The organism is Robiginitalea sediminis (assembly GCF_002198115.1).
Classification (GTDB): domain Bacteria; phylum Bacteroidota; class Bacteroidia; order Flavobacteriales; family Flavobacteriaceae; genus Robiginitalea; species Robiginitalea sediminis.
Genome location: NZ_NGNR01000010.1, coordinates 1 through 377, shown reverse-complemented (window position 1 = coordinate 377; position 377 = coordinate 1). Strand labels below are relative to the sequence as shown.

The 377-nt window shown below is 54.9% G+C and carries 1 protein-coding gene; it reads left to right on the top strand.

The genetic code is table 11. The features are described from left to right. Positions 1-377 (top strand): hypothetical protein (locus tag CA832_RS15065; protein ID WP_158211950.1); only part of this gene is annotated, 377 nt, incomplete at both ends.

The following is a 377-nucleotide window of genomic DNA, read 5'->3' as shown; positions in this document are numbered from 1 at the left end:
GACCTTTCCGGATATGTTTCATCCGATGACCAGGCACTAAGTCTCTCTGGAAACACCCTGACCCTGGAGGATGGTGGTACTGTAGACCTGTCAGCCTACCTCGACAACTCAGACAACCAGCAAATCACCGACTTCAGCCTGGCCGGGAATATCCTGACTTTGACCCTGGAGGATGGGGGGACACAAACCGTGGACCTGGCCGCCTACATGGACAATACCGATGACCAGGCGTTGAGCCTGTCTGGCAACACGCTGACTCTTGAGGATGGCGGGACTGTAGACCTTTCCGCATTTCTGGATAATACCGACAGTCAGGATCTCAGTCTTTCCGGAACGACTCTCTCTCTTGTGGATGGGGGAAGCGTGGACTTAGCGCC